23 protein-coding genes and 2 pseudogenes are annotated in these 20,621 nt (G+C 58.8%); 8 read left to right on the plus strand and 17 right to left on the minus strand.

The window, feature by feature from the left end:
* Positions 1-82: 82 nt before the first annotated feature.
* On the plus strand, positions 83-382 hold the full coding sequence (locus V1599_RS02270; protein ID WP_112012323.1) for a SymE family type I addiction module toxin: 300 nt from the start codon (positions 83-85) through the stop codon (positions 380-382).
* Positions 383-437: 55 nt separating this feature from the next.
* Here the strand turns inward: V1599_RS02270 and V1599_RS02275 are convergent, their stop codons facing one another.
* The 3 genes and pseudogenes from V1599_RS02275 to V1599_RS02285 all read right to left on the minus strand — a co-directional run.
* Positions 438-728, minus strand: a complete 291-nt coding sequence (locus tag V1599_RS02275) for a DUF1493 family protein (protein WP_395300958.1) — start codon at positions 726-728, stop codon at positions 438-440.
* A gap of 35 nt (positions 729-763) precedes the next feature.
* Positions 764-952, minus strand: a pseudogene (locus V1599_RS02280) (hypothetical protein); the annotation flags it as partial.
* Positions 953-957: 5 nt separating this feature from the next.
* A pseudogene (locus tag V1599_RS02285) lies at positions 958-1,107 on the minus strand (type VI secretion system tube protein Hcp); the annotation flags it as partial.
* 378 nt (positions 1,108-1,485) lie between these two features.
* On the opposite strand from V1599_RS02285, the gene V1599_RS02290 reads away from it, so the two are divergent.
* A complete protein-coding gene (locus tag V1599_RS02290; RefSeq protein WP_395300959.1) occupies positions 1,486-2,523 on the plus strand; it encodes a virulence RhuM family protein in 1,038 nt (345 codons plus the stop codon).
* Here V1599_RS02290 and V1599_RS02295 read toward each other — a convergent pair.
* Positions 2,520-2,957, minus strand: a complete 438-nt coding sequence (locus V1599_RS02295) for a GNAT family N-acetyltransferase (protein ID WP_112012329.1) — start codon at positions 2,955-2,957, stop codon at positions 2,520-2,522. The genes V1599_RS02290 and V1599_RS02295 overlap by 4 nt on opposite strands.
* A 112-nt stretch (positions 2,958-3,069) precedes the next feature.
* Between V1599_RS02295 and V1599_RS02300 the strand changes: the two genes are divergently transcribed.
* Positions 3,070-3,507 carry a hypothetical protein gene (locus V1599_RS02300; RefSeq protein ID WP_112012330.1) on the plus strand — a complete coding sequence of 146 codons (438 nt, stop codon included), beginning with the start codon at positions 3,070-3,072 and terminating at the stop codon, positions 3,505-3,507.
* A gap of 4 nt (positions 3,508-3,511) precedes the next feature.
* Here V1599_RS02300 and V1599_RS02305 read toward each other — a convergent pair whose 3' ends face one another.
* Positions 3,512-4,036: a lipocalin family protein gene (locus V1599_RS02305; RefSeq protein ID WP_112012331.1), complete on the minus strand. Its 525-nt coding sequence runs from the start codon at positions 4,034-4,036 to the stop codon at positions 3,512-3,514.
* Positions 4,037-4,150: 114 nt separating this feature from the next.
* Here V1599_RS02305 and V1599_RS02310 point away from each other — a divergent pair, with 114 nt between their 5' ends.
* From V1599_RS02310 to V1599_RS02325, 4 genes are all read left to right on the plus strand, one after another.
* Positions 4,151-4,876: a MerR family transcriptional regulator gene (locus V1599_RS02310; protein WP_112012332.1), complete on the plus strand. Its 726-nt coding sequence runs from the start codon at positions 4,151-4,153 to the stop codon at positions 4,874-4,876.
* A 99-nt stretch (positions 4,877-4,975) separates the two neighbouring features.
* Positions 4,976-5,386 (plus strand): hydroxyisourate hydrolase, encoded by a 411-nt coding sequence (gene uraH, locus V1599_RS02315; RefSeq protein WP_112012333.1) that lies wholly within the window; start codon positions 4,976-4,978, stop codon positions 5,384-5,386.
* Between the two features lie 102 nt (positions 5,387-5,488).
* Positions 5,489-6,448, plus strand: a complete 960-nt coding sequence (locus tag V1599_RS02320) for a DUF523 and DUF1722 domain-containing protein (RefSeq protein WP_112012334.1) — start codon at positions 5,489-5,491, stop codon at positions 6,446-6,448.
* Between the two features lie 146 nt (positions 6,449-6,594).
* Positions 6,595-7,683, plus strand: a complete 1,089-nt coding sequence (locus tag V1599_RS02325; RefSeq protein WP_395300960.1) for an AAA family ATPase — start codon at positions 6,595-6,597, stop codon at positions 7,681-7,683.
* Between the two features lie 4 nt (positions 7,684-7,687).
* On the opposite strand, the gene nlpA is transcribed toward V1599_RS02325, so the two are convergent.
* Together nlpA and V1599_RS02335 are read right to left on the minus strand one after the other, a co-directional pair.
* The gene (nlpA, locus tag V1599_RS02330; RefSeq protein WP_395300961.1) at positions 7,688-8,488 is read right to left on the minus strand and encodes a lipoprotein NlpA; all 801 of its coding nucleotides are present in this window, start codon (positions 8,486-8,488) and stop codon (positions 7,688-7,690) included.
* A gap of 99 nt (positions 8,489-8,587) precedes the next feature.
* Entirely contained in the window at positions 8,588-9,007 is a 420-nt protein-coding gene (locus V1599_RS02335) for a GNAT family N-acetyltransferase (RefSeq protein WP_395300962.1), read from the minus strand.
* Between the two features lie 130 nt (positions 9,008-9,137).
* Here V1599_RS02335 and V1599_RS02340 point away from each other — a divergent pair, with 130 nt between their 5' ends.
* Positions 9,138-10,043 carry an EamA family transporter gene (locus V1599_RS02340; protein WP_112012338.1) on the plus strand — a complete coding sequence of 302 codons (906 nt, stop codon included), beginning with the start codon at positions 9,138-9,140 and terminating at the stop codon, positions 10,041-10,043.
* Between the two features lie 113 nt (positions 10,044-10,156).
* On the opposite strand, the gene nepI is transcribed toward V1599_RS02340, so the two are convergent.
* From nepI to ivbL, 10 genes are all read right to left on the minus strand, one after another.
* The gene (gene nepI, locus V1599_RS02345) at positions 10,157-11,341 is read right to left on the minus strand and encodes a purine ribonucleoside efflux pump NepI (RefSeq protein ID WP_395300963.1); all 1,185 of its coding nucleotides are present in this window, start codon (positions 11,339-11,341) and stop codon (positions 10,157-10,159) included.
* 243 nt (positions 11,342-11,584) lie between these two features.
* Positions 11,585-12,037 carry a DUF1198 domain-containing protein gene (locus V1599_RS02350; protein ID WP_089598308.1) on the minus strand — a complete coding sequence of 151 codons (453 nt, stop codon included), beginning with the start codon at positions 12,035-12,037 and terminating at the stop codon, positions 11,585-11,587.
* 94 nt (positions 12,038-12,131) lie between these two features.
* A complete protein-coding gene (locus V1599_RS02355) occupies positions 12,132-13,151 on the minus strand; it encodes an alpha/beta fold hydrolase (protein ID WP_112012341.1) in 1,020 nt (339 codons plus the stop codon).
* 154 nt (positions 13,152-13,305) lie between these two features.
* Positions 13,306-14,697 (minus strand): hexose-6-phosphate:phosphate antiporter, encoded by a 1,392-nt coding sequence (gene uhpT / locus V1599_RS02360; RefSeq protein WP_112012342.1) that lies wholly within the window; start codon positions 14,695-14,697, stop codon positions 13,306-13,308.
* Positions 14,698-14,839: 142 nt separating this feature from the next.
* The gene (locus V1599_RS02365; protein ID WP_112012343.1) at positions 14,840-16,159 is read right to left on the minus strand and encodes an MFS transporter; all 1,320 of its coding nucleotides are present in this window, start codon (positions 16,157-16,159) and stop codon (positions 14,840-14,842) included.
* Positions 16,152-17,657 carry a signal transduction histidine-protein kinase/phosphatase UhpB gene (gene uhpB, locus V1599_RS02370; protein WP_395300964.1) on the minus strand — a complete coding sequence of 502 codons (1,506 nt, stop codon included), beginning with the start codon at positions 17,655-17,657 and terminating at the stop codon, positions 16,152-16,154. The genes V1599_RS02365 and uhpB overlap by 8 nt, the downstream gene beginning before the upstream one ends.
* Entirely contained in the window at positions 17,654-18,247 is a 594-nt protein-coding gene (uhpA, locus tag V1599_RS02375; protein WP_297115235.1) for a transcriptional regulator UhpA, read from the minus strand. The genes uhpB and uhpA overlap by 4 nt, the downstream gene beginning before the upstream one ends.
* Before the next feature lie 79 nt (positions 18,248-18,326).
* A complete protein-coding gene (ilvN, locus tag V1599_RS02380) occupies positions 18,327-18,614 on the minus strand; it encodes an acetolactate synthase small subunit (RefSeq protein ID WP_112012346.1) in 288 nt (95 codons plus the stop codon).
* A 3-nt stretch (positions 18,615-18,617) separates the two neighbouring features.
* The gene (gene ilvB, locus V1599_RS02385; protein ID WP_395300965.1) at positions 18,618-20,306 is read right to left on the minus strand and encodes an acetolactate synthase large subunit; all 1,689 of its coding nucleotides are present in this window, start codon (positions 20,304-20,306) and stop codon (positions 18,618-18,620) included.
* A 106-nt stretch (positions 20,307-20,412) separates the two neighbouring features.
* Complete coding sequence (ivbL, locus tag V1599_RS02390) at positions 20,413-20,511, minus strand: ilvB operon leader peptide IvbL (protein WP_112012348.1); 99 nt, start codon at positions 20,509-20,511, stop codon at positions 20,413-20,415.
* Positions 20,512-20,621 lie beyond the last annotated feature (110 nt).

A 20,621-nucleotide genomic window follows, 5' to 3' on the forward strand; every position in this document is an offset into this window, starting at 1 on the left:
TAAACCTCCTGTTTTTGCAACGCCCCGATGTGCGGGAACACAACCGGAGCGTCTAACCTCACCAACTATCAAGGAGTTGATTATGGCTGATACGCATTCTACCCCAGACACCGACCAATCCGGAACCGAGCGTTCGTTAATTGTGGGATACCGCCCGAATGTTTTCGACAAATCGACACCGAAAATCATCCTGTCCGGAAAGTGGCTACGTGCGGCGGGGTTTGATACCGGGCATCAGGTTACGGTAAAAGTGATGAAAGGGTGTATCGTTCTGGTGGCCCATAGCGAGAACGAACAAAGACTCCTGGACGAGAACAAGCGGGTAAAGGAGAGACTGACTCAAATCGATCAGCAGCTGTTAAAGCTTAAATCAACTTTATAGACGCTCTTACCATACAATCCTCTGAACAAAGCGCCTCAAAAGGCGCTTTTTCCTTTCAATCGTATAGCCATTTCTCCGCTTTGACAGACTCGATGATCATCCCAACTGTCAGCGGTTTTATCACGGGTTCTGGGGACGGTTTCTTTTGCCAGAAGGGATATTCGTACTCAAAGTAGTTCCTGCCGTCAAAAGTGGAATAATCCACGCCGAAACGTTCAAAAACATCTACCAGAAAATCATGCGCATCTTCCGGAAGAAACTTAAAATCATCCTGTAGCGTCCATTCCTTGGTGACCTGTTTAACACCGGGCTTAAACCAGCGTTCTCTAATCGGATACTTTTCCATAATGTATCCGATAACCTAAGCTTCAATGTTTCTCATCAGAAGGATGTCCATTGAATACGGTCTTTTAGACTGGCAATGAGATTATATTTCTCTCGGGTACGCTTGCTGACCGTATAAATGATAGTGATTAGTTGAGCATAGCCAATAAAGGGAATCCAGCGTCCTATAAACGTAGCTATCTTAGTCGTTGGCACCATCTTCAACTTTGCAAATTTCCCATCGGGCAATTTGGTTTACCCGTCATATTATCGGAAGGGATGCTCAGATTATGGTGGAAGCCTTTAGACTCGATACTGTAGTCGCGGTCCTGGACATCGCAACCCCCTTTGATCAATGCACCACCATCATCGTAAAGCCACATGTTGCCTGGAATAGCCATTTATAAAACTCCGTTTCATTTGAAATCTTCCATGAATTGTAAGCAGATCGTTTGCGTTAGGGGAATATATACATATTTATAAATTCTGATAATTCAGTTAATTAGTTGAGATCAATCTTTATATTGCCGAAAAAAATTTGGATCCCTGCGCGAGTGTTTTCCATAAAGCTACCTCCAAATTCTTTCCGGCAGGGGATTGCAGGACGATTACAAATGGACGAAAACCAAACTCATTGAGATAGAGGACGCGCTTACAGCGATCCAAACTCAGCATCCTGGAAAGCGCCTCGCAAAATCAAATACAAACTACCTGGCATAGCGGTTGTTTCTGGCATACTACGCGCTTAAAACGTTAAACGCAGAGGATGTGGAGGCGACATGGCAGATAAAGGCGTAATCCAATCTCCGGCAGGGGAATTTATTATGTTTGCCAGCGGTGACGGAAGAGTACGTGTCGAATGTCGCTTCGAATCAGACACCCTCTGGTTATCTCAAGCAGCAATGGCCGAACTGTACGGTAAAGATGTTCGCACCATTAACGAGCATCTTATGAATATAATTTCCGATGGCGAAATCGATCAACACTCAACTATCCGGAAATTCCGGATAGTTCGTCAGGAAGGAAAACGTCAGGTTTCCAGAGAGATCGAGCACTACAATCTTGAAGCAATACTTGCCGTCGGCTACCGTGTCCGCTCGCCTCGCGGCGTCCAGTTCCGCCAGTGGGCTACCCAAACGCTTCAGGAATACCTGGTTAAAGGCTTCGTTATGGACGACGAACGCCTGAAAAATCCGCCTGTCGGATCTTCCGCCGTTCCCGACTATTTTGATGAAATGCTGGAACGCATTCGCGATATAAGGGCCAGCGAACGCCGGGTCTATCTCCGCGTGAGGGAGATTTTTGCACTCGCCGCCGACTATCAGCCATCGCTCAAAGAAACCACGCAATTCTTCCAGACCATCCAGAATAAACTCCATTTTGCCTGCACGGGCTACACCGCTGCCGAGTTGATTCACCAGCGCGCGGATGCCAGCCAACCGCATATGGGGCTGACGAGCTATAAAGGTGAAGACGTCCGCAAAAGCGATGTCACCACAGCAAAAAATTATCTGTCTCAGGATGAGGTGAGCGAGCTTAATCGCGTCGTTACTATGTGGTTAGATTTTGCCGAAGATCAGGCCAAACGCCGCAAGCAGGTATTTTTACGAGACTGGCAAACCAAGCTCGATCAATTCCTGCAATTTAACGACCGGGACGTTTTAGAAGGGGCTGGTAAAATCAGCAAGAAAGCGGCTGATGAAAAGGCATGCTCAGAATACATTGAGTTTGAAAAAAAACAGCGCCTGCTGAAAGAAGCCGAAGGTGAGAAAGATATCATCGGCTTAGTAAAATGGGATAGGCAGGCTAAGCGCTAATCCCGCAGCTTCATATGCAACAGCGGAAACGCATTCCCCTGCCCGTCCAGCTCGGAGCGCCCAACCTGCACAAACCCCATATGGCGATAAAACGCGACGCCCTGCGGGTTTTGCTCGTTGACGTCCACCTCGTTCGCGCCGCACTGATTAATCGCATAGTTCAGCAGGAGTTTCCCCACGCCTTTTCCCCGGCTGGCGTCATCAACAAACAGCATTTCAATCCGGTTTTCATCCACGCCTAAAAAGCCGTGAATGTTTCCCGCCCCATCGCGGGCGATTACAACCCTGAGGTTGGGCAAATAGGCGTTGAGCAGCAGCGGGCGCAGCGCCGCAATATCGCTTTCCTGCAGGAAATGGTGAGTCGCGCGAACGGCGGATTCCCAAATCGCGACGAGACGTTCAAACTGTTCAGGCACTGCGGTTTCAATTTTCATACGGGGATCATCTTCGGCTCGCCGCGATAAATCAACCACTTCTCCGCAGCCTCGCACTTAACTTTTCCCCCCTCCGTGTCGCTCTTGATCGTTAACGACACGGAGCGCCCCGATGAAAAAACTCACCCTACTGCTGTTAACCGCATGGATGCTGACCGGCTGCGCCGCTATCGTCGGCAGCAATGAAGAAACCGTCACCATCAGCAGCACGCCGGACAACGTCCCGTTTGCGGTTATCGACCGCACCGGCGCCATCACCGCCACCGGCGTCACGCCGCAAACCGTCACGCTGAAGAAATCCGACGGCAGCTATTTCGGCAAACGCGAGTATTCGCTCACGCTCAGGCAGCCGGGCTACTACTCCGCCAGCATGCCGCTGGCGTACCGCTTTAGCCGCTGGTACACGCTGGGGAACGTCATCTTCCTGGGCGTGCCGGGCTGGCTAATCGTCGATCCGTTCTTCGGCGGCATGTATACGCTGAAGGAGGATAAGGTCCACGTCATCCTGCGTCCCTGCCCGCGCGGACCGTTTAGCGACATGTGCAGCTAGCGCGCTACTGCTTCACCCACACCAGCTGATCGACGCGGAAGCCCAGCCCGCGCGCGGTGTTCAGGTAGTCCTGCTTCACCGCGTCCGGAATGGTTGGCGTGCGCGACAAGATCCACAGGTAGTCGCGGTTCGGGCCGCTCACCAGCGCGTACTGGTATTTGTCGTCCAGCCTGATCACGTTATAGCCGCCGTAGAACGGCCCGAAGAATGATACCTTCAGCGCGGCGGTCGTTGGCTCGCCGGTAAAGTAGGCTTTCCCCTCGCTCTCGCTCCACTTATTTTTCTTCGGATCGTAGCCGCGGTTAAGCACGCTAATGCCCCCGTCGCTGCGCTCGCCGTAGGTGGCGGTAACCTTCTCCAGCCCGCGCTCGAAGCGGTTTTCCAGACGGGCGACTTCATACCATTTGCCGAGATAGCGGCTGGCATCAAAGCCGGTGATAGGCTGCACGCCTTTCGGCGGCGTAGGCGATTTACAGGCAACCAGCGTCAGCGCAATAGCGACGCCGGTCACAACAGGCCATAGTTTCATGAGAGCTCCTTTCACTGTCGTTTGGTTTTTTAGTGTAGTGCACCCGGCAGATGCTTCATTCAGGCTGCGATAATTCGTAGTATATTGAGATTATTCCTCCTCACGGGCGCAGACATGGCTTACTCCATCGGCGAATTTGCAAGACTCAGCGGCATCACCGCCACCACGCTCCGCGCCTGGCAGCGTCGCTACGGCCTGCTCAAGCCCCAGCGCACGGACGGCGGCCACCGTCTCTACAGTGAGAACGATGTGCAGCAGGCGCTGAAAATCCTCGACTGGGTTAAAAAAGGCGTCCCCATCGGCCAGGTCAAATCCCTCCTGGAACGCCCGGAGCCGCGGCGCACCAACAACTGGCAGACGCTACAGGAAACCATGCTCGACCGCCTCAAGGCGGGAAAAATCGACGCCCTGCGCCAGATGATTTACGACGCAGGCCGCGAATACCCAAGGCCGGAGCTGGTCGCCCACGTGCTGCGCCCGCTGCGCGGCCAGGTGTCGGCCAACGTGCCCGCCGTGATGACCCTGCGCGAAATCCTCGACGGCATCATCATCGCCTACACCTCGTTTTGCCTTGAGGGTGACAAAAAAGCGCCGGGCGATAACCTTCTCCTGTGCGGCTGGCACCTGAGCGATCCGTGTGAAGTCTGGCTCGAAGCCCTGACGCGAACCGGTCAGGGACACCGCATCGACGTACTGCCAATCCCTCCCGCCGCGCTGGCGCCGGAAATTTTTCCCGATCGCAACTGGCTGCTGGTCACCAGCGGCAAGCTCAACGCCGCGCGCAAAAAGCAGCTCGAGCAATGGCAGGCCTTTATCTCCATTGACGTAATTATTCTCTAAAGCCTTACGCCGTCGCGAGTTATCACGAAAAATTGAAGTTTTTATCGCGACGCGAGTGCTAACGTTTTCCTGTGACTTAACGCCAAAAAGGAAAACACGATGAAAAAGACGTCCCCCCTGCTGCTCCTGGCCGCGATGGCCTTCGCCCCTGCCGCCTTTAGCGCTCCTGTCGGCACCCTGAGCGTGCACGTTCTCAACCAGCAAACCGGCCTTCCAGGCCAGGACGTGACCGTGATGCTGGAAAAACAGCAGCAGGATAAATGGACCCAGGTTGCCAGCGGCAAAACCGATCGCGACGGCCGCATCAAGTCTCTTTACCCGGAGAATCAGGATATGCAGCCGGGCGTGTACAAGGTGACGTTCAAAACCAGCGAATACTTCAAGGCCCAGAAGCAGGACTCCTTCTTCCCGGAAGTGCCGGTGCTGTTCACCGTTACCGCCACGAATGAAAAGCTGCACATCCCGCTGCTGCTGAGCCAGTACGGTTACTCAACCTATAAGGGCAGCTAAACCCGCTGATATCCTTAAACAAATAAAAATACCACCGCTAATACTTGGACAAAATAGTCATATTGTGTAAGTTTTAAAGGAGAGAAACGGGAGGTACACATCATGACAACCAAACCTGTGCTGGGTATTAGCGGATGTTTGACCGGCTCCGCCGTACGATTCGACGGCGGGCATAAACGCATGGGCTTTGTCATGGATGAGCTGGCCCAGTGGGTGAATTTCAGGCCCGTCTGCCCGGAAATGGCAATTGGCCTGCCGACGCCGCGCCCGGCCCTGCGCCTGGTTATGATGACCGACGGCGACACGCAGATGCGCTTCAGCAAGCCGCCGCACGAGGACGTTACGCAGAAAATGGCGGATTTCGCCGCCGATTATCTGCCGAAAATGGGCGATCTTGCCGGGTTTATCGTCTGCGCGAAATCGCCAAGCTGCGGGATGGAGCGCGTGCGCCTGTACGACGAAAACGGCAACCGGGGCCGCAAGGAGGGCGTCGGCCTGTTCACCGCTGCCCTTCTTAAATCCAGGCCGTGGCTGCCCGTCGAGGAGGATGGCCGCCTGCACGACCCGGTGCTGCGCGAAAACTTTATTGAGCGCGTGTTTGCCCTGCATGAGCTAAATACCCTGCGCGCCAGCGGCCTGACGCGCCGCAAGCTGCTGGATTTTCACAGCCGCTACAAGCTCCAGCTGCTGGCACACCACCAGGCAGGCTATCGCGAGATCGGCCCGTTCGTGGCCTCGCTGCACGAGTGGGAAGATCTGGACGCCTTCTTCGTCGCCTATCGCGAAAAGCTGATGACAATCCTGAAAAAACCGGCCTCGCGGAAAAACCACACCAACGTGCTGATGCATATTCAGGGCTATTTCCGCCCGCGCCTGAACAGCCGCCAGCGCGGCGAGCTGCGCGACGTGATCCTGCACTACCGCGACGGGCTACTGCCGATTCTCGCGCCGCTCACGCTGCTGAAGCACTATCTGGCGGAATACCCGGACCGTTATCTGCTGACGCAAAACTACTTCGATCCCTATCCCAATGATCTGGGACTCCGTCTGGCCGTAACCTGAGCCGTAAAATCGAAGGCCCTTAATCAAAAGAGGTCGAATGCAGTACCCCGTGTTTAGACGACGCCTCACTGTCGTCTTTTTTTTGCATTTCGCCCAAAAATACTGGCATTATATACAGGTCTTTTACTGCGCATTAGGCCTGCCAGATGATCAAAACGCTGCACATTGAAAATTATCGCTCCATTCGCCGGATGTCTTTGGATCTGGAGCAGCTGAATATCGTCTTCGGGCCGAACGGCACGGGTAAATCCAATATTTACAAGGCGATATACCTGATGCACAGCGCGGCGCAGGGGCAGTTTTCGCAGGCGCTGGCGAACGATGGCGGGATTTTAAAGGTCTTCTGGGCGGGCAAAACGCGAACCGACCAGCTGCGGCGCGTGAACCTGGCGGTGGAGACGGAAACGTACGAATACGAACTGCAGGTTGGGTTTGTTGAAAGGCTGCCTTACCCCTCGCAGTTTCAGCTCGATCCGGTGATTAAAGAGGAGAGCATCTGGCTCAGCGACCAGCACCGCCGTCCCTCTGCGCGCCTGATGCAGCGCAAAAACCAGACCGTATTTCTCAATAACATCCACCATGAGAAAGTAACGCACAGCGGCACGCTGTATGAGAACGAATCGGTGTTCGGACAGCTCGGCGAGCCGCATCTCTACCCGGAAGTCTCGCAAATGCGCGAATCCCTGCGCAACTGGCGTTTTTACCATGAATTCTCCGTGTCGTCGGGTTCCGCCATCCGCGCGCCGCAGGTGGGCTTCCGCTCCCCCGTGCTGACAAGCGACGGCGCAAACCTGGCGGCGGCATTTCAAACCATCGTTGAGATCGGCGACGAGATGCTGCTGATGCGCATCCTCGACCAGGCCTTCCCCGGCTGCGTGTTTTACAGCGACAATTCGGGCGGGCGCTTTCGGATGATGATGCAGCGCGAGGGCCTGGGCCGCCCGCTGGAACCGGCAGAGTTTTCGGACGGTACGCTGCGCTTTTTGTGCCTGGCGGTAGCGCTGCTCAGCCCGCGTCCGCCCGCTTTTATCGCGCTCAACGAACCCGAAAACAGCCTGCATCCGCAGATGCTGCCCGCGCTGGCAAGCCTGATCGCCGAGGCCAGCCGCTACACGCAGATCTGGCTCACCAGCCACTCGCCGGAGCTGGCGAACTTAATTGAAAAGCACCGCTCGTTTTCGCTCTACCAGCTGTCGATGGACGAGGGCGAGACGCGCATGGCGCGGCTGGGCTAGCGGCCTACCAGCCCGGCACCGCGCCGCCGTTGAAAAGAGTTTCCGCCGCTTTCGCCACTTCAGGCGACTGATAGGACTGAATAAATTCCTTCACGTTTTCGGCATCTTTGTTGTCTTCACGGGTGACGATAATGTTCACGTAGGGCGAGTTTTTGTCTTCGATAAACACGCTATCGTGCACCGGCGACAGCCCGGTTTGCTGAAGATAGGTGGTGCTGATGATCGCCACGTCGACCTTCGGGTCGTCCAGCACGCGCGGCAGCTGCGCGCCTTCCAGCTCCATAATCTTCAGGTTTTTAGGGTTGGCGGTGATATCCAGCGCGGTCGGCAGCAGCCCCACGTCCGGCTTGAGGGTAATCAGCTTCTCTTTTTGCAGCAGCAGCAGCGCGCGGCCAAGGTTAGTTGGATCGTTTGGAATGGCGACGGTTGCGCCGTCCTTCAGGTCAGAGACCGATTTCACCTTGCGGGAATAGCCTGCCATCGGGAAGACAAACGTATTGCCCACCGCGACCAGCTTATAGCCGTGCGCCTTGTTGTCCTCCGTCAGGAAGGGACGGTGCTGGAAGACGTTGGCATCCAGCTCGCCGCTGTTGGTAGCGTCGTTCGGCAGCAGCGAGCCGCTAAAGCCCACCAGCTCCACGTCCAGGCCATACTTCTCTTGCGCCACCTTTTTCGCGACTTCCGCCACCTCCTGCTCCGCGCCGTTAATCACGCCGACCTTAATGTGTTTGGCGTCTTTATCGCCCCGATCGCAGCCTGCCAGCAGCAGGCCAGCGAGAAGTAATGCGCTGAATTGACGTTTCACTGAGGTGTCCTTTTGAAAGATGTTTCAATGACTATATCCACAACGAGGCGGCGCGCTAAAAATCGAAAAGGAATCAATAAGAAGGATAGGTTATATGCCTTACAGCGCCTTCGTCAGATAATGCCGCTGCATCCCCCGATACGGATAGTCCTGTAGCGACATCTGCAGCCGATAGCCCTGCTTTTCATAGAACGGGCGCGCCTGAAAGCTCACGGTATCCACCAGCGCGTGCCTGCATCCTTTACGCCTGGCTTCCTCTTCTGCGGCGTTGATTATCCGGCTGCCCACGCCCGTGCCGCGCACGCTTTCGCTGACCCAGAGAAAATCGATGTTTAGCCAGTCGCCTTTGCGCACGCCGATTAACCCGCCGAGCATCTTCCCCTGTTCGTCCCGCACGTAAACGCCCACGTCGCCGCTAAAATTTGCCAGATCCAAAAATTGCGCGTTGTAGGCGCGCAGCCCGGTTAGCAGTTCGTCTTTCTCCTGCGGAGTGACGTTATCGGTAATATTCAGGTACATAGGGTTCTCCTTGTCGTTTGTGCGTTTCACTATCGCATAGCCCGATTTCGCCGCCTACCCCAGTTTCCGGTGGGCCGCGGCGCACGCTCCCGTGTTATGCTGGAAAAAAATCAACATCGCAGGGGAGAACATGGGTTCGACACGTAAAGGAATGCTTAACGTCCTGATCGCCGCCGTTTTATGGGGAAGTTCAGGAGTTTGCGCGCAGTACATCATGGAGAAAAGCCACATTTCTTCGCCCTACCTGACCATGATTCGCCTGCTGTTTACCGGCGTGATCCTGCTGACGCTCTCCTTCGTCCACGGCGACAAAATTTTCTCGGTCATCAAAAATCGCAAGGACGCTATTAGCCTGCTGTTTTTCTCGCTGGTCGGCGCGCTCACCGTGCAGCTTACCTTCCTGCTGACGATTGAAAAATCCAACGCTGCCACCGCCACCGTGCTGCAGTTCCTGTCGCCCACGATCATCGTGGCGTGGTTCGCGCTGGCGCGAAAAACGCGCCCCGGCGCATTTGTGCTGGCAGCGATCGTGACCTCGCTTATCGGCACCTTCCTGCTGGTGACGCACGGCGATCCGACCTCGCTCTCCATCTCGCCTGCCGCGCTGTTCTTCGGTATCGCCTCGGCGTTTGCTGCGGCGTTCTATACCACTTATCCGTCAACGCTGATCGCCCGCTACGGCACGCTGCCGATCGTCGGCTGGAGCATGCTGATTGCGGGATTGGTGCTGACGCCGTTCTACGCAGGGCGCGGCACCGCGTTTGCATTCGACGGTAGCCTGCTGCTGGCATTTTTCTACCTGGTGGTGATCGGTACGGCGCTGACGTTCAGCCTGTACCTGAAAGGGGCGCAGATGATCGGCGGACCGAAGGCGAGCATTCTGAGCTGCGCCGAGCCGCTGAGCAGCGCGCTGCTGTCGGTGATCCTGCTGGGCGTGGCGTTCACCCTGCCGGACTGGCTGGGCACGCTGCTTATCGTGTCGTCGGTGGTGTTGATTTCGATGGATTCAAGAAGGCGGGTGAAGGCATCGGCATAGCCTAATCACCCCTCACCCTAACCCTCTCCCCATAGGGGAGAGGGGACAGCTCGGAGCGGTCTTTTCACCCTCTCCCCTATGGGGAGAGGGCCGGGGTGAGGGGGGTAAATTTACTATTTCGCCTTCACCTTTCCCAGCACCAGCAGCGCGGTCAGCAGCATCAGCGTGCCGGAAATCACCAGCGGCGACGTCAGCCCCAAATGGTCCAGTGCAACGCCGCCCACCGCCGCGCCGCAGGTATTTGCCAGCTGGATAACCGCCACCTGAATCGACCCGGCTTTTTCCGCCTGATCGGCCAGCGAGCGGGTGATCCACGTTGACCAGCCCACCGGCACCAGCGCAAAGGCAAATCCCCAGACGATTGCAACGGCAGACGCGACCCACTTGTCGCTTCCCCACAGCACCAGCACCGCCGCGCTGGCTGCCAGCACCAGCGGCGCGCCCGCCAGCGCCACCTTCAGGGAGCGTTTCAGGAACTGGGACGACAGCGAGGTGCCGATAAAGCTGGCGATACCGAAGCTCAGCAGCACCAGCGTCAGGCCGTCAACGTCAAAGCCCGCCATGGTCATAAAGACCGGGCGGATGTAGGTAAAGAAGGCAAACTGCCCGGCGAACGCCAGGAAGATGGCGGTCATCCCCGCCAATACGCCAGGGCGCTTGAGCAGGCTGAACATGTTCTGCTTGTGATGCGCCGCTTCGCCCGGCAGGGACGGCAGCGCCTTCCACACCCAGATAATGCAGAGCAGGCCCATCACCGCCGCCGCGTTAAACACGTTGCGCCAGCCGATAATCCCCCCGAGGAAGCTGCCCAGCGGCGCGGCAATCACCAGCGCGATCGACACCGCGCCAAAGATGACGGAGAGCGCTTTCGGCACCGTACGCGCGGGCACCAGGCGCATGGTCAGCGAGGCGGACATCGCCCAGAAGCCACCGAGCCCCAGGCCCAGACAGGCGCGCCCGAGCAGAAGCAGGGTAAAGCTGTTAGCAAAGGAGACCAGCAGGCAGGAGGCGGTCAGCAGCACGCTGAACAGAATCACCACTTTGCGGCGGTCGATCGCACCAATGACCTGGGTGATAAACAGGCTGGCGAACATCGCCACAAAGGCGGTCACGGTAACGGACTGCCCCGCCACGCCTTCAGAAATGCCCAGATCCTGCGCCATCGGCGTCAGCAGGCTCACCGGCAGAAACTCCACGGTAATCAGGCAGGCGACGCAGAACGCCACGGAGAAAACCGCCGACCAGTTAGGGCGCGAGACCTCTTTAATAGGGGGAGCGGTTTGAATGTGTTCTGTCATGGCGTCACCTGAAGATATAAACGTGCGGAAAAGTCGCGCAGTTTATCATCAAAAGTGTGACGTATTTAACGTTTAGACAACTTTTGCAGTTTTTAGTGTCGTGCCCTCTCTCACGGAGAGAGGTATTCCCACAGAGTACCGCCTTGCGCAGAACACTCCCCTTTCCTTGAGGGAGAGGGCTGGGGTGAGGGAGAACGGTTACGCACTTGCGTTACGAGCCACATCCAGCCCGATGACACTCTATTAGTGCAGGTAAAACACGCCCTCTTCCGGCAAAAAAAGCTGGTTATAGCGCAGCTGGAAGGCGTTAAGCTCCTGCGGGTCTGGCTCTATTTCGCGCATAAAGCCGAGCGCGAGGCGGATTTGCGCATCGGTAATCGGCGCGGCAAGGCGGGCTTTACGCAGCATGCGGTGCCAGGTGTGCAGATTCTCTTCGCTGCCGTCAACGATGCAAACCTGCCAGATGAGCAGCACCTGAGCGGCGTTTTGCAGATGCGCCTCGTCCGGGCGCTCAAGGTAGCGGATAAACTCATTGCCGGACGACTTACCAAACTGATCGATCATCGACTCGACCGGCATCGGGGTGATCCCCAGCCGTTCGCTTAAGCGTTTGATGGCGCGGCGGGAATCCGAGGTCAGGACGCGAAACCCAACCACAAACACCACGGCAAGCGTTGCCAGCATTATCCAGACCATGCGTTCTCCTTAGACTAGCCGCTTATCATAGCGGGAAACTCATGGCCTCGACAGCTGGCAAAACGCTATTAGTGCAGTGAAAAGAGGTGGAAAATCATTCTGAAAGCGGATCGCTACGCTTCAGCCCTTTCAGCAGCGCCTCGTGGAAGCGCACCGGATCCTGCATCTGCGGCGCGTGGCCCATATCGTTAAACTCGACCAGCGTGGCGTGCGGAATGCGTTTTGCCGCCTCCTTCCCCAGCACCGCGTAGTTGCCGAGCGTTTTACGCACCTCCGGCGGGGCGAGATCTTTGCCGATGGCGGTGTTGTCCTTCGTGCCGATCATCAATAATACCGGCATCTTCAGCTCGCTAAACTCGTAGACAACCGGCTGGGTATAAATCATGTCGTAGAGCAGCGCCGAGTTCCACGCCACGCGCGCTTTGCCCGGGCCGTTGTTCAGCCCGGCGAGCATGGTGACCCAACGCTCGTACTCCGGCTTCCACTCTCCGGCATAGTAGGTGTTTTTCTCATACTGCCGAATGCCGTCCGCGCTGGTTTTCAGCTCACGCTGATACCACTGGTCGACGGTAATATGCGGCACCCCGCGTGCCTTCCAGTCCTCCAGGCCAATCGGGTTGACCATCACCAGTTGCTCCACCTGCTGCGGCCACATCAGCGCGTAGCGCGTCGCCAGCATGCCGCCGGTGGAGTGCCCGATCGCCGTCACGCGTTCTACGCCCAGGGATGTGAGCAGCGCATGGGTATTATCGGCCAGCTGCTGGAAGGTGTACTGATACCGCTCGGGCTTGGTGGATTTGCAGAAGCCGATCTGGTCCGGGGCGATCACCCGGTACCCGCTCGCCGTCAGCGCGCGAATGGTGCCGTCCCAGGTACCGGCACAGAAGTTTTTACCGTGCATCAGCACCACGGTGCGGCCGTTGGCTTTTTCCGGCTTCACGTCGAGATAGGCCATGTCCAGAGACTGGTTTTGCGAGGTAAAGGTAAAGTGTTTAACCGGCCAGCCGTAGTCAAAACCTTCCAGCTTTTCACCGTAGGTGGGGGCATCCGCCGCCATCGCGGGAGACGCCAGCGCCATCAGCAGCGCAAGGCAGGATAATCGTCGGGTTAACATGCAAGCTCTCCATAACAAAACGGTCAAATGCCGCGCAGCGCGGCGGCAAAAATAAACTGTAGAGCATGCAGGGGAGCGGGTCTGTAAAGCGGGGTAAAGGTGGGCTGTAAAAAAAAGCCCGGCCATCACGCCGGGCAAAAAGTCACCTGCACACTCAGGCTGCTTTCAATTTCTGCGCGCGATTTTCACGGCGAATTTTGCGTTCTTCCAGCACCGCAACCATCGCCATCAGGACGATACAGCCGATGGCGGCGGCGTCCAGCGCGGCGAAGGTGCCCGCCCAGCCGGTGAGGCCGAAGATGGGCGTGCCGTCGGCGATCATCCCCAGGCCCAGCTTGGCGAAGCTGTCGCCAATCAGGTAGGCGAAGGTGCCCTTAATACCGTCAGCCGCGCCGATCGCTTTTTTCGGCACGAAGCCAACGGCGGCCACGCCGATCAGCAGCTGCGGGCCAAACACCAGGAAGCCGAGCGCGAACAGCGACGCCAGGTACACGTACTGGTTGCTCGCATGCTGATACACGCCGAGGGTGGCGATAATCAGCGCCAGCGCAACGCAGGCCACCAGCGCGCGACGGCCGTTGGCGAGGTCCGAGAGCCAGCCCCACAGCAGCGTGCCGACCAGCGCGCCCACTTCAAACAGCGTAAAGCCCTGAATCGCCACCTCTTTAGAGAGCTTCAGCTCCTGGAAGGCGTACACGGTGGACCACTGGTCAATGCCGATACGCACCACGTACAGGAAGATGTTCGAGAAGCACAGCAGCCAGATCACTTTGTTCTTCAGCACGTACTCCACGAAGATCTGCCATTTGGTCATCTCGTTTTCTTCGGTCTCTTTGTCCTCTTCGCTGATCTCCTCGCCGAACAGCTCTTCGGCTTTGCCGAGGCCGTAGGATTCCGGAGAGTCGCTGCCGAAGCGCAGGCCGATAAAGCCAACGATCAGCGCGATAATCGACGGGAAGATGAACATGCCGATCACGTGACCGTCGAACAGGTAGTTCGCACCGAACAGCGCCACGCCCGCCGCGCCCGCGCCGCCGAGGTTATGCGAGATGTTCCACAGGCCGAGATATGACCCGCGCTTGCGGCGCGGGGTCCATTTGGTGATGGTCGAGTAGCTGCACGACCCGCCGGTGCTCTGGAAGAAGCCGCTCAGGGCGTAGAAAGCGATCATCAGGAACAGGCTGACGGAGCCGGAACCCATGCTGGCGCTGAAGCCGAGCATGCAGATGGCGGAGAGGATCAGCATAAACGGCAGGAACTGCTTGGTGTTTTTGCCGTCCGCGTAATAGGACACCAGCGTTTTACCTACGCCGTAGGTGATGGAGAAGCCCAGGCCGATCATCCCCAGCTGCGTCATGCTCAGGCCGTAGGTCGAGATCATGTCGTTCTGAGCGATGTTAAAGTTCTTGCGGATCAGGTACATGGTCAGGTAGCCGATGAAGACCACCAGATAGGACTGCATGAACGGTTTGAACCACATCTTGCGCCGCACGTCGAGCGGCAGATCCAGGGTCGGCTTGCGCACCTGGTTGAGGAAGGCCAGCATGGTTTGCTCCTGAGCTGATTTTTATACCTGCGAATGGCAGGCATTGTAAAAATCAGCCCGGCGCGACGCCTGAGACAGCGTCCAGGTAAAACCGGGAAAATTTCCTAGTTTTGCGCCCTTCGGGACGAAAAGGTGAGGCACATCACGCTTCGCGGGCCTCGCGCGGCGCCTGGGCGTGCAGGAACGGCAGCAGCAGCAGGGCGGAGATGCCCGCCGCGATGGCGATCACCGCGAAAAAGCCGCTCCAGTGCCAGATGTCGATCACCCGCGCCAGCGGCCAGCCGGAGAGCGACGCGCCTAGGTAGGCAAACAGCCCGACGAAGCCCGTCGCCGCGCCCGCCGCCTCCTTGTGCGAGCACTCTGCCGCCGCCATGCCGATCAGCATCTGCGGGCCAAAGACGAAGAACCCGGTGGTGAAAAAGCACGCCGCCTGCATCACGTAGCTGGCGAACGGCATCAGCCACAGCGAGCCGACGGAGAGCAAAATCCCGGCGGCGAAAATCAGGTTCATCGGCCCGCGGTTGCCGTTAAACAGCTTGTCCGAGCCCCAGCCCGCCACCAGCGCGCCGATAAATCCACCGAGTTCGAACATCGTCACCGCCGAGTTGGCGGTCACCAGATCGACGCCGAGCGTCTCGGACATATACAGGTTGCCCCAGTCGTTGATCGCCGCGCGCACCACGTACACCAGCACGTAGCACAGCGACAGAAGCCAGATATAGGGGTTCAGCAGCACGTATTTGGTGAGAATTTCTTTGCGCGTCAGCCCCGCGCCCTCCTGCTGCTGGGCGATCTCCATCTCGTCGTGCCGCCAGTCCCCCACCGCGGGCAGGCCCACGGTTTGCGGCTTATCGCGCAGCCGCCAGCAGATAAACAGCCCGGCAAGGATCGCCAGGCCGCCCGCAATCATCATCCCCGCGCGCCAGCCGTAGTGCAGCGCCGCCGCGCCGACCACCATCGGGATCAGCGCCCCGCCCACGTTGTGCGCGGTGTTCCAGATCGCCCACCAGCCGCCGCGCTCGTTGCGCGAATACCAGGCGGTGAGCAGGCGGGCGCACACCGGCGCGCCCCAGCCCTGGAAAAAGGCGTTCAGCGCCCACAGCAGCGCGAAGGCCCAAAGCGAGGTCGAGAAGCCAAACAGGATATTCACCACGCCGGTCGCGATCAGCCCGAAGCCCATAAAATAGCGGGCGTTGGAGCGGTCGCTGACGATGCCGGAGAAGAACTTCGACAGGCCGTAGGTGATGTAAAACAGCGTGGCCAGCAGGCCGATATCGGTGCGCATCATCACGCCGCTGGCGAGGATCTCCGGCGCGGCGGCGTTGAAGCTTTTGCGCGTGAAGTAGAACAGCGCGTAGCCGAGCCAGATAGTCATCAGGATGTGGCGTCGCCAGTAGCGGTAGCGAGCGTCGATTTCCGCTTTATCGCCCAGCGGCGCGGCGTTGGCAGGCGTGTTAAACATGGTGGCTCCGTAGCGGTAAGCTGACGCTGACGCGCGTCCCGTGGGTGCAGGAGATGCTTAGCGTGCCGCCCAGCGCCTTCACGCGCTCGCGCATCCCCGCCAGGCCAAACCCCTGCTGGCCCGAGCCCGGCGGCAGGCCGCAGCCGTCGTCCTCAATCACCAGCATCAGGCGTTCGTCCTGCTGCCAGCCCTGGATCGTGACCGCGCTGGCGCTGGCGTGCTTCACGATATTGTTCAGCCCTTCCTGGCACACGCGGAACAGCGTAACGCGCTGGCCTTCGCTCAGCGTCCGTTCATCAATACCCCAGTCGAGATGGCTGACGATGCCGCGGCCTTCCAGCTCCATCTCGCGCATCAGGGAACGGACCGCCTGCTCAAGCGACAGATCGTCCAGCTGGCGCGGGCGCAGCCTGCCGAGCAGGCGGCGCACCGAGTCGTAGACGCCAAGCGAAAGCTGCTCGATATGCGCCCCGCCCTGCTTCACGCCCGGGTTCTCCGCCGCCAGGCGCTGAACGATGCCCGCCTGGGTGCGAATGGCGGTGATGGTCTGGCCGATATCATCGTGCAGCTCGCGGGCGACCTCCTGGCGCACGCTCTCTTCGGTCTCCAGCAGGCGCTCCGCCAGACGTCGGTTGCGCGCCAGCTCGGTTTGCAGGGACTGGTTCAGCTCGCGCAGCCGCTGAATGCCCGCCCCCAGCAGCAGCCCGGTCAGGCTCTGGGCCAGCAGCGAGAGCAGCAAATCAACGGGGTGATCGTGCCAGGTCTGGCTGGCGATCAGCGCGATGGCGTTCATCAGGGTGGCGATCAGCGCGCCCTGCCAGCCGTAGTGCCAGGCCAGGGCGATGATCGGCAGCGCCAGGCAAAACGGGGTAAAGCGGGAAAGCTCGGCGGGCAGGCCAAGCTGCAGCCACAGGCTCACCACAAACAGCAGCAGATACCAGATCAGGTGCCGCGCGCGCCAGTTCACCGGCTGCGAAACCAGCGCGGGCCCGAGCGGCTGCCAGACGGTGCTGGTGAGGTAGTGCCAGATGACGAGGCAGGTCGGCGCGAGCGTCAGGCCGCCCGTAAGCGTGAGGAGCAGCGCGTTCAGCATCTCCTTTTCGCCCACCCACGGCAGGGACTGCAGCAGCGCGGCGGCAATCAGCGCCGCCCCCTGGCGCAGCAGCGTGCGCCAGTCCCGCTGGTGACGATAGCGGGAGATCAGCGCAACGGGAATCAGCGTCAGCACGCTTCCGGTCATCAATAAGGCCAGATGCGCGAGCGCAACTTCCTGTGCCAGCCAGACCAGCATCAGCCATTCCGCCCCCAGCAGCACCGGCCAGTAGCTGCGCGGACATTGCAACATCAGCCCAAGACGCAGGCCGAAGGGGAACAGCAGCACCGCCAGCTCCGGGCGCTCCACCAGGTGCAGGCTGATGCTCCACAGGCAAAACCACGCGGCGGAAAAGATAAAAAAGCTGGCAACCACGGCGATCAGCCGCGAAAAGACGGCGCTCATTGCCAGCCGTCAAACATGCGGCGCGCCAGCTCCACGTCGTTGCTGACGCCGAGCTTTTCCATCAGGTTGGCGCGGTGGACGTGTACGGTTTTCGGCGACAGGCCCAGCTCGGCGGCAATCTCCTTCACCGCCATGCCCTGCGCGAGCTTTTCCGCCACCTGCCGCTCGCGCCTGGTGAGCGGGTCCTGGCGGCCCGCCGCCAGCTTGATGGCGATATCCGGCGTTAAATAGCAGCCGCCGGTCGAGACGGTGCGCACGGCGGCGATCAGCTCGTCCGGGCTACAGCGCTTGGAGAGAAACCCGCGCGCGCCCGCGTTCAACGCCTGCTCCACCAGCGCCGGGCTGTCGTGAACGGAAAGCATGATGGTCGCCATCCCTTTCGGCAGCTGGTTCAGCAGCTCCAGCCCGGAAAGATCGGGCATCGAAATATCGCAGATACAGACCTGCACGCCGCGACCGGGCAGACCCGCCAGCGCCTCGCGGCCGGAACCGAACTCCGCCACGACCTGAAAATCCGGCTCAAGGTTCAGAAGCTGGGCAAATCCGGAGCGGACGATAAGGTGGTCATCAATAAGGGCGATGGTGGTCATGGCGCGTTCCTGGCGGGCGGATAAAAAAAACGCGCTTACCTTAACGATAAGCGCGCGGGCGTTCAAGCAATGAGCGATTTTACTCGAAGAACACCGCAATTTTATTAAACATGGTGGGATCGGACTGGTTACGCACCACTTTGGTGACGTCTTCCAGCTTGTCGATTTGCGCCATCATCTGCTCCAGACGCTGGTCGTCGTTGACCAGCAGCCAGATGCGGCTGTGCTCGCTGCCCTGAATCGGCAGGCAGAGAATGCCCTCTACGTTAAACGCGCGGCGGGCAAACAGCCCGCAGACGTGGGTCATGACGCCAGGATGGTTGCGGACGGTGAGTTCCAGAATGACGTTATCACATTGTTTCTGCATGGCTTATTCCCCCACCATATCAGTATTGGCCGCGCCCGGCGGCACCATCGGATACACTTTTTGTTCAGGGTCGATACGCACGTGGATCAGCGCCGGACCGGGGCGAGAAATCGCCGCCTGCAGCGCCGCCTGCGCGTCTTCTTCGGCGTTCAGATCGCAGGTATGCAGGCCAAAGCCGGCGGCGATCTGCATAAAGTTAATCATTCCCGGATAGGTTGCGGCAAAGACGCCCTGCTTGTAGAACAGGCTCTGCTGCTGGTGCACCAGCCCCAGCGCCTCGTTGTTCATCAGAATGATTTTCACGTCTAACTGGTTTTCGGCGGCGGTCGCCATTTCCTGAATGTTCATCATCAGGCTGCCGTCGCCGGAGAAGCAGATAACTTTGCGATCCGGGTTCGCCAGCGCGGCGCCAACCGCCGCGGGCAGGCCAAAGCCCATCGTGCCGAGGCCGCCGGAGGTCAGCCACTGGCGCGGACGGTTCAGCGGATACGCCTGCGCGGTCCACATCTGGTGCTGGCCCACGTCGGTAGTGATAATCGCGCTGTCGTCCACGCAGGCGGCCACGGCGTTGATCAGCCCGTAGTGGCTCAGCGGATCGCCCTCGGCTGGGATGGCGCTCGGGAACTCGTTTTGCAAATCAGCTACCAGCTGGCGCCATTCCTGACGCGGGTTGGCGTCCGTTTGCGGGATCAGCTGCGCCAGCACCTCGGCCACGTCGCCCTGAATCGCCACGTGCGGCTGCTTGATTTTGCCCAGCTCGGCGCGGTCGATATCCACGTGAATGATTTTCGCATTCGGGCAGAACTGCTCGGTTTTGCCAATCGCCCGGTCATCAAAACGCGCGCCCATCACGATCAGTAAATCCGCCTCCTGCAGGATGAAGTTGGTGCTGCGCGCGCCGTGCATCCCCAGCATGCCGAGAGAGAGCGGGTGCGCTTTTGGCAGCATGCCGAGCGCCATCAGGGTCATGGTGGTCGGCAGATTCGCTTTTTCGGCGAACTGACGCGCTTCCTCAGCGGCGTTGATCGCCCCGCCGCCCAGATAGAACACCGGACGTTTGGCGGCGTTAATCATCGCCGCCGCGTCCCGCACGCTCTCGGCGCTGAATTCCGGCGCAGGGGCGCGTTCGCCCGGCTCCGGCAGCACGTCGATTTCGATCTCTGCGGTCTGAACATCCTTAGGAATGTCTATCCACACCGGGCCGGGACGGCCGGACTGGGCAATGCGGAACGCATCGCTGATAACCTGCGGAAGCTCGGCGATGTCGCGAACCAGGTAGTTATGCTTGGTGATGGGGATAGAGATGCCGTAGGTGTCCACTTCCTGGAACGCGTCGGTGCCGATCATCGAAGAAGGCACCTGCCCGGTAATGCAGACCAGCGGAATGGAGTCCAGACGCGCGTCGGCGATGGCGGTCACCAGGTTGGTCGCGCCCGGACCGCTGCAGGCCATACACACCGCCGGTTTGCCCTGGGTGCGCGCCATGCCCTGCGCGATAAAGCCCGCACCCTGCTCGTGGCGCGCCAGCACGTGGCGGATTTTCGTGCTCTGGCTTAACGCATCGTACAGCGGCAGCACCGTTCCGCCCGGAATACCCGCCACGGTGGTAATGCCCTGTCGTTCCAGTAAATGCACGATTAACTGCGCGCCGGTAAAACGCGTTCTGGTGGATGTTGTGCCCGAACTTGCCATGCTCCAGTCCTTTTCTTCTGGGCCGACTTTCCGGGGAGGGTTCTAAACTAAAAACCCCGCCCGGTTTGCGCCGGCGGGGTTTTGGATTCGTGTGTTGATCCAGTCCCTACGGCGCACTGCCGACGACCACCACCACACGCACGACGACCACTGCGGCTGGTTGCGCAGTTTTTAGTAGGGTCGAGGTGAACAGAGATGGAGTCATTAGGAACCTGTTTCTGGAATCATTGATGGAATTTATACAACCACAGGTTTTTCGGCATGACAATGGAAAAATTTTCATCTGGACAAAAATGCGTCTGGGATCACGTTTTG

Source organism: Enterobacter sp. ECC-175 (assembly GCF_043968675.1).
Taxonomy (GTDB): Bacteria; Pseudomonadota; Gammaproteobacteria; order Enterobacterales; family Enterobacteriaceae; genus Enterobacter.